Raw genomic sequence first — 5604 nt, 5'->3', positions numbered from 1 at the left:
CAGACCGTCGAGCAGGCCACGGCCACGCTCAAGGGAGCGGGCTTCCAGGTCGCCGTGGGCCCCGAGGTCGACAGCGACAAGGCCAAGGGCACCGTCGTGGCTCAGGATCCGGCAGGTCAGGCGCCGAGTGGTGCGACCATCACGCTCTCGCCGAGCAACGGCCAGGGCGCGACGGTTCCGGACATCACCGGGCAGACGCAGGCTCAAGCGCAGAACGCGCTGTTCGGCGCAGGGTTCACATCGATCGACTTCGACGGATCCTGCAACGGGAACGGTGCGACCGTCGCGTCGACATCGCCCGCCGCCAACAGCGCGGCCAACAAGAGCACCACGATCGCGGTCACGTGCAAGTGACCTCACGCCGCTCGGCACACCCGGCCCTCATCGCGCTCGGCGCGGTGGGGGCCGCTGGTGCTGCGGCCGCCGTCTGGGGCATCGGCATCGAGCGCTACCTGTTCACGGTGCGCGAGGCCACGGCATCCGCTCTGGCCCCCGGCTCCGCCCCGATCCGCGTCCTCCACGTCTCGGACGCCCACATGGCTCCGTGGCAGCACCGCAAACAGGACTGGCTCGCATCCCTCGCGCAGCTGAAGCCCGATCTCGTGATCAACACCGGCGACAACCTCGGTCATCGAAACGGCCTCGACGGCATCCGTCGGGCGTTCGAGCCGTTCGCGGGAATCCCCGGAGTCTTCGTGCACGGGTCGAACGACGTCAACGGCCCCGCTCCCCGCAACCCGATCCGCTACTTCGCGGGCCCGTCGAAGCGGCACAGCGAACCGACCTTCCTCGACACCGACGCGATGGATGCGTTCTTCACCGACGAGCTCGGCTGGACCGACCTGAACAACAGGGCCGCACGCCTGACGATCGCGGGCAACCCCATCGAGTTCCTGGGCGTCAGCGACGCGCATCGGCACTGGGATCGGCTCGAGGATCTGCCCGGTGCGATCGAGCGTCTCGGGCCGCAGGATGCCGGCACGTCGGTGCTCGGTGTGACTCACGCGCCCTACCAGCGCGTGATGAACCGGTACATCGAGCTCGGCGCCGACGCGATCTTCGGCGGCCACACGCACGGAGGCCAGGTGTGCCTGCCGGGGTTCGGCGCGCTCGTCGCCAACTGCGACATCCCGCTGAAGCAGGCCAAGGGCCTGAGCACATGGACGCAGGGCGAGCGCACCGTGCCGCTCAACGTCAGCGCAGGATGCGGTCACTCGATCTACGCGCCCGTGCGCTTCGCGTGCCGCCCGGAGGCGACACTGCTGACGCTCACGGCGCGCGGATGACCCCTCGATTCGGCGCAGCGAGCATTTCGCTGTAGACTCGGAGGGTTGCAAAACGGGGTGTGGCGCAGCTTGGTAGCGCGCTTCGTTCGGGACGAAGAGGTCGCAGGTTCAAATCCTGTCACCCCGACCAGTAACACCGGAAGGCCGCCCTCACGGGCGGCCTTCTCTGTATCAGGACCGAGGCGAAAGGCACCGCATGAGTGGCTGGTTCCCTCCCCCGCGCCGCCTCACCCGCGGCATCGCTCTGGTCCTCGGCATCCCGTTCTTCGCCGGCCTCGTGCTGCTGACGCTCACGCCCGCGCGCGTCGAGCAGTCGATGCCGAACCTGCTCGATCTCGTGCTCTCGGGCGCACATCGCCTGGGGTGGGAGTCTCTCGACTTCACCCGCCTCGAGATCATCGCGAACGTGCTCGTCTTCGTGCCCATCGGCATCCTCGCGTTCATCCTCGTGCCGCGCCGCCTCTGGCCGCTCGCCGTCATCATCGGCCCGGCCCTGTCGCTCTCGATCGAGGTGGCCCAGCGTGTGGCTCTGCCGCACCGAGCGGCCACCCTCACCGATGTGCTCGCGAACTCCGGCGGCGCGCTGATCGGCGTGTTCCTCGCGATCGCGGGCACGCTGCTGTTCGCCCCGCACACCCCGCAGCATCCGCCCCGTACTCTGGAAGCATCATGACCTCGCCTGCACTCGTGGCCTTCGATCTCGACGACACCCTCGCCCCCTCCAAGGGAGCCATCGATCCACGGATCGCCGCACTGCTGCTGGCGCTGCTCGACAAAGTCGAGGTCGCGATCATCTCGGGAGGCAACGAGACCCAGTTCCGCTCGCAGGTGATCGCTCAGCTGGGCGACATCGACGAGGGCTCCGCCTCACGCCTGCACCTGCTGCCGACCTGCGGCACCCGGTACCTGCGCCACGACGGCACGGACTTCGCTCCTCTGTACGCGCACGACCTCACCCCCGAGCAGAAGGCGGGCGCGCTGACCGCTCTGCGCGAAGAGGCCGAGCGGCTGGGGCTCTGGGAGACCGAGCCCTGGGGCGAGATCCTCGAAGACCGCGGGTCGCAGATCACCTTCTCGGCCCTCGGGCAGAAGGCACCCCGCGACGCGAAGCACGCCTGGGACCCCGACGGCGCGAAGCGGGAGGCGCTGCGCGACGCGGTGGCCGCTCGACTCCCCGACCTCGAGGTGCGGTCCGGCGGCTCGCCGTCGATCGACATCACCCTCGCCGGCATCGACAAGGCGTTCGGGATGCGCCAGCTCGCCGAGCACACGAGCATCCCCCTGACCTCGATGCTGTTCTACGGCGACCGGCTCGACGAAGGCGGCAACGACTACCCGGTGCTCGCGATCGGCGTTCCGTCCGTCGCGGTCGAGGGGTGGGAAGACACCGCAGACAAGCTCGACGAGCTGCTCACGACGCTCTGAGGTGCCTTCCCTCTACGAGGCCGCGTCAGCGGACCACGACGTCTGAGGCCGAGCGGCTCACCGGCACGAGCCTGGTGAGCTGCGTCACGTGCGAGGGCTCGAGCTCGGCCAGCGAGGCCACGCCCAGCAGGCGCATCGTGCGCTCGATCTCGGTGCGCAGGATCTCGATCGTCCGATCGACGCCCGCGCGCCCGCCCGCCATCAGCCCGTAGAGGTAGGCACGGCCGATGAGGGTGAAGTCGGCGCCGAGTGCGACCGCGGCGACGATGTCGGCGCCGTTCATGATGCCCGTGTCGATCATGACCGTGAAGTCATCGCCGACGGCCTTGCGCACCTCGGGCAGCAGATGGAACGGGATCGGTGCGCGATCGAGCTGGCGGCCACCGTGGTTGGAGAGCACGATGCCGTCGACGCCCGCGTCACGCAGACGCACCGAGTCCTCGACGTTCTGCACGCCCTTGATCACGATCTTTCCCGGCCAGATGTCGCGGATCACCGCGAGGTCGTCATAGCTGATCGTCGGGTCCATCGCGGCGTCGAGCAGCTCGCCGACGGTGCCGCCGGTGGTGCTCAGCGAGGCGAACTCGAGCTTGGGGGTCGTGAGGAAGTCGTACCACCACCACGGACGCGGGATCGCGTTGACGATCGTGCCGAGTGTGAGCTGCGGCGGGATGCTGAAGCCGTTGCGCTTGTCGCGCAGGCGCGCGCCCGCGACCGGGGTGTCGACGGTGAACTGCAGGGTGTCGAAGCCCGCTGCGGCGGCGCGGCGAGTCAGCTCGTACGAGATCTCACGGTCACGCATGACGTAGAGCTGGAACCAGTTGCGGCCGTGCGGATTGGCGGCCTTCACTCCCTCGATCGACGTCGTGCCGAGGGTCGACAGAGTGAACGGGATTCCGGCGGCCGCGGCGGCCCCGGCGCCTGCGATCTCACCCTCGGTCTGCATGAGGCGCGTGAAGCCGGTCGGCGCGATGCCGAAGGGCAGCGCCGAGGGGCCGCCGAGGATGTCGACCGAGGTGTCGACGGTGGGAGCGGGGCGGAGGATGCCGGGGTGGAACTCGACATCCTGGAACGCCTGACGCGCCCGGGTGAGCGACAGCTCGCCCTCGGCCGCACCGTCGGTGTAGTCGAAGGCCGCCTTGGGCGTGCGGCGCTTCGCGATGGTGCGCAGGTCGGCGATGGTGAGGGCCGAATCGAGACGGCGCTTCCTGCCGTCGAGCTCGGGCTTCTTGAACTTCATCAGCTCGAGCAGCTCTTTGGGGTTGGGAACCTGGCGCTGGACCATGTCGTGTCCTCTCAGTCGATGGGTCGGGTGCTGCGGGTCAGGCCCGCCGCGGTGTAGTAGCCGGTGATGTGCGCGCGCACGAGAGCCTGGGCGGTCGCTCCGTCGCCCGAGGCGATGGCCTCGATGATCGCGCGGTGCTCGGAGCGCAGCACATCGGCCATGGCATCCCAGTCGGTGATGGCCGAGGCCCCCTCTTGCACGTACGACTCGATGGAGGTGCGAAGGCCCGCCATGATCGCCGCGACCACGGTGTTGCCGCTCGACTCGGCGAGGGCGAGGTGCAATTGGGCATCGAGCGCGAGGAACTCGGCCGAGGTGAGACCCGCGGCATCCATCGCATCGAGCACCCGGTGCGCTGCGGCCAGGTCGGGGGCATGCTGGCTCGCGAGAGCTGCGACGACCGCGTCTTCGAGCAGCAGTCGGGTCTGCACGACGTCGGACAGCGGGAATCCCTGTGCGGCGACCTGGAGCCTGAGGAGGGTCGACATGCCCCCGCTGGGGGTCGCGATGACGATGGCGCCCGCCTGCGGGCCGGACCCGGTCGACGTGCGGATGAGTCCCATCACCTCGAGCACGCGAAGTGCTTCGCGGACACTGGATCGCCCGACACCGAGGTCGGATGCGAGGTCGCGTTCGGAGGCGAGACGGTGCCCCGGGCCGATACGTCCGTCGAGAAGGTCGCGCTCGACGTGCTCGAGCACGAGTCGCCAGGCGCGGGCGGGCTGCTCCGGCATTCGCTCTCCTCGTCGTGGGCGTTCTGCGGCGTCGGTCATCGACGCCGCCAGTGTGGTCTGACCACAGTAGCGCGTGTGGTCAGACCACGCAATCCGCAGTCGGACGGGCGGGCTCAGCCCAGGCGTCCGCCGGACTCCTCGAGGTAGCAGGCACCGCACAGCGACTCGTAAGTCGTGAGTTCAGGCGCGGCCGACCCGTCGGCACCCTCGTCGATCGCGACCTGGTCGCCGTCGAACACGAACCGTCCGCCGATGACCCGGCCGTTGAAGACCGCCTTGCGTCCGCACCGGCAGATGGTCTTCAGCTCCTCCAGCGAGTGCGCGATGGCGAGCAGACGCGCCGAGCCCGGGAAGGCATGGGTGAGGAAGTCGTTGCGGATGCCGTACGCCATCACCGGGATGCGGTCTTCGATGGCGATCCGGAACAGGTCGTCGACCTGCTCGGCCGTGAGGAACTGGGCTTCGTCGATCAGGAGGCAGGCGACGTCGACCGGGCCGCTGGGGATCAGCTCGTCCTCTGCCGCACGACGTGCACGTGCGCGGTGCTCGGCGAAGAGCGCCCGCGCGTCGGCATCCGGTGCGATCAGGAAGTCGACCCCGCGGGTCACGCCGAGCCGGCTGGCGATCTCGGACGCACCCTTGGTGTCGATCGCCGGCTTGGCAAGCAGTACGTGCTGGCCACGCTCCTCGTAGTTGTAGGCGGCCTGGAGGAGCGAGGTGGACTTGCCCGAGTTCATCGCCCCGTAGCGGAAGTAGAGCTTCGCCACCGGGTTCGCTACTCGTTGATGCCGAGGGTCGCCGCCGTCGACGCCGTGGAGGTGGCAGCCAGCTCGGCGTTCTTGTTCAGCTGCTCGCCGCACGTCGGGAACAGCCC

7 protein-coding genes and 1 tRNA gene (1 of these 8 only partly in view) are annotated in these 5604 nt (G+C 69.1%); 5 read left to right on the top strand and 3 right to left on the bottom strand.

Annotated elements, in window-relative coordinates; genetic code table 11:
• From J7E68_RS04875 to J7E68_RS04855, 5 genes are all read left to right on the top strand, one after another.
• On the top strand, nt 1-354 hold the 3' portion of the coding sequence (locus tag J7E68_RS04875) for a transglycosylase domain-containing protein (RefSeq protein ID WP_215170375.1). 2160 nt of this gene lie to the left of the window's left edge; the window shows 354 of its 2514 coding nt (coding positions 2161-2514); its start codon lies beyond the left edge, outside the window; the stop codon is at nt 352-354.
• Complete coding sequence (locus J7E68_RS04870) at nt 351-1286, top strand: metallophosphoesterase (RefSeq protein WP_311416352.1); 936 nt, start codon at nt 351-353, stop codon at nt 1284-1286. The genes J7E68_RS04875 and J7E68_RS04870 overlap by 4 nt, the downstream gene beginning before the upstream one ends.
• A gap of 53 nt (nt 1287-1339) precedes the next feature.
• Nucleotides 1340-1416, top strand: a tRNA-Pro gene (locus J7E68_RS04865).
• Nucleotides 1417-1482: 66 nt separating this feature from the next.
• Nucleotides 1483-1959 carry a VanZ family protein gene (locus J7E68_RS04860; RefSeq protein ID WP_215170371.1) on the top strand — a complete coding sequence of 159 codons (477 nt, stop codon included), beginning with the start codon at nt 1483-1485 and terminating at the stop codon, nt 1957-1959.
• A complete protein-coding gene (locus J7E68_RS04855; RefSeq protein ID WP_215170369.1) occupies nt 1956-2711 on the top strand; it encodes an HAD-IIB family hydrolase in 756 nt (251 codons plus the stop codon). Before J7E68_RS04860 ends, J7E68_RS04855 begins: the two co-directional genes overlap by 4 nt.
• 25 nt (nt 2712-2736) lie before the next feature.
• On the opposite strand, the gene J7E68_RS04850 is transcribed toward J7E68_RS04855, so the two are convergent.
• From J7E68_RS04850 to J7E68_RS04840, 3 genes are all read right to left on the bottom strand, one after another.
• Entirely contained in the window at nt 2737-3996 is a 1260-nt protein-coding gene (locus J7E68_RS04850) for an alpha-hydroxy acid oxidase (protein ID WP_215170368.1), read from the bottom strand.
• 11 nt (nt 3997-4007) lie between these two features.
• Complete coding sequence (locus J7E68_RS04845) at nt 4008-4730, bottom strand: FCD domain-containing protein (protein ID WP_215170365.1); 723 nt, start codon at nt 4728-4730, stop codon at nt 4008-4010.
• Between the two features lie 113 nt (nt 4731-4843).
• Nucleotides 4844-5497, bottom strand: coding sequence for a thymidine kinase (locus tag J7E68_RS04840; protein ID WP_215170363.1), 654 nt, complete (start codon nt 5495-5497; stop codon nt 4844-4846).
• Nucleotides 5498-5604 lie beyond the last annotated feature (107 nt).

Source organism: Microbacterium sp. ISL-103, assembly GCF_018613995.1.
Taxonomy (GTDB): domain Bacteria; phylum Actinomycetota; class Actinomycetes; order Actinomycetales; family Microbacteriaceae; genus Microbacterium.
Note: the sequence above shows the minus strand (reverse complement) of the source record. Positions and strands in the feature narration are given on the sequence as shown.

Coding starts and splice junctions, on each gene's coding strand:
- J7E68_RS04845 (WP_215170365.1), bottom strand. CDS start 4,730: ATGCCGGAGCAGCCCGCCCGCGCCTGGCGACTCGTGCTCGAGCACGTC.
- J7E68_RS04855 (WP_215170369.1), top strand. CDS start 1,956: ATGACCTCGCCTGCACTCGTGGCCTTCGATCTCGACGACACCCTCGCC.
- J7E68_RS04860 (WP_215170371.1), top strand. CDS start 1,483: ATGAGTGGCTGGTTCCCTCCCCCGCGCCGCCTCACCCGCGGCATCGCT.
- J7E68_RS04850 (WP_215170368.1), bottom strand. CDS start 3,996: ATGGTCCAGCGCCAGGTTCCCAACCCCAAAGAGCTGCTCGAGCTGATG.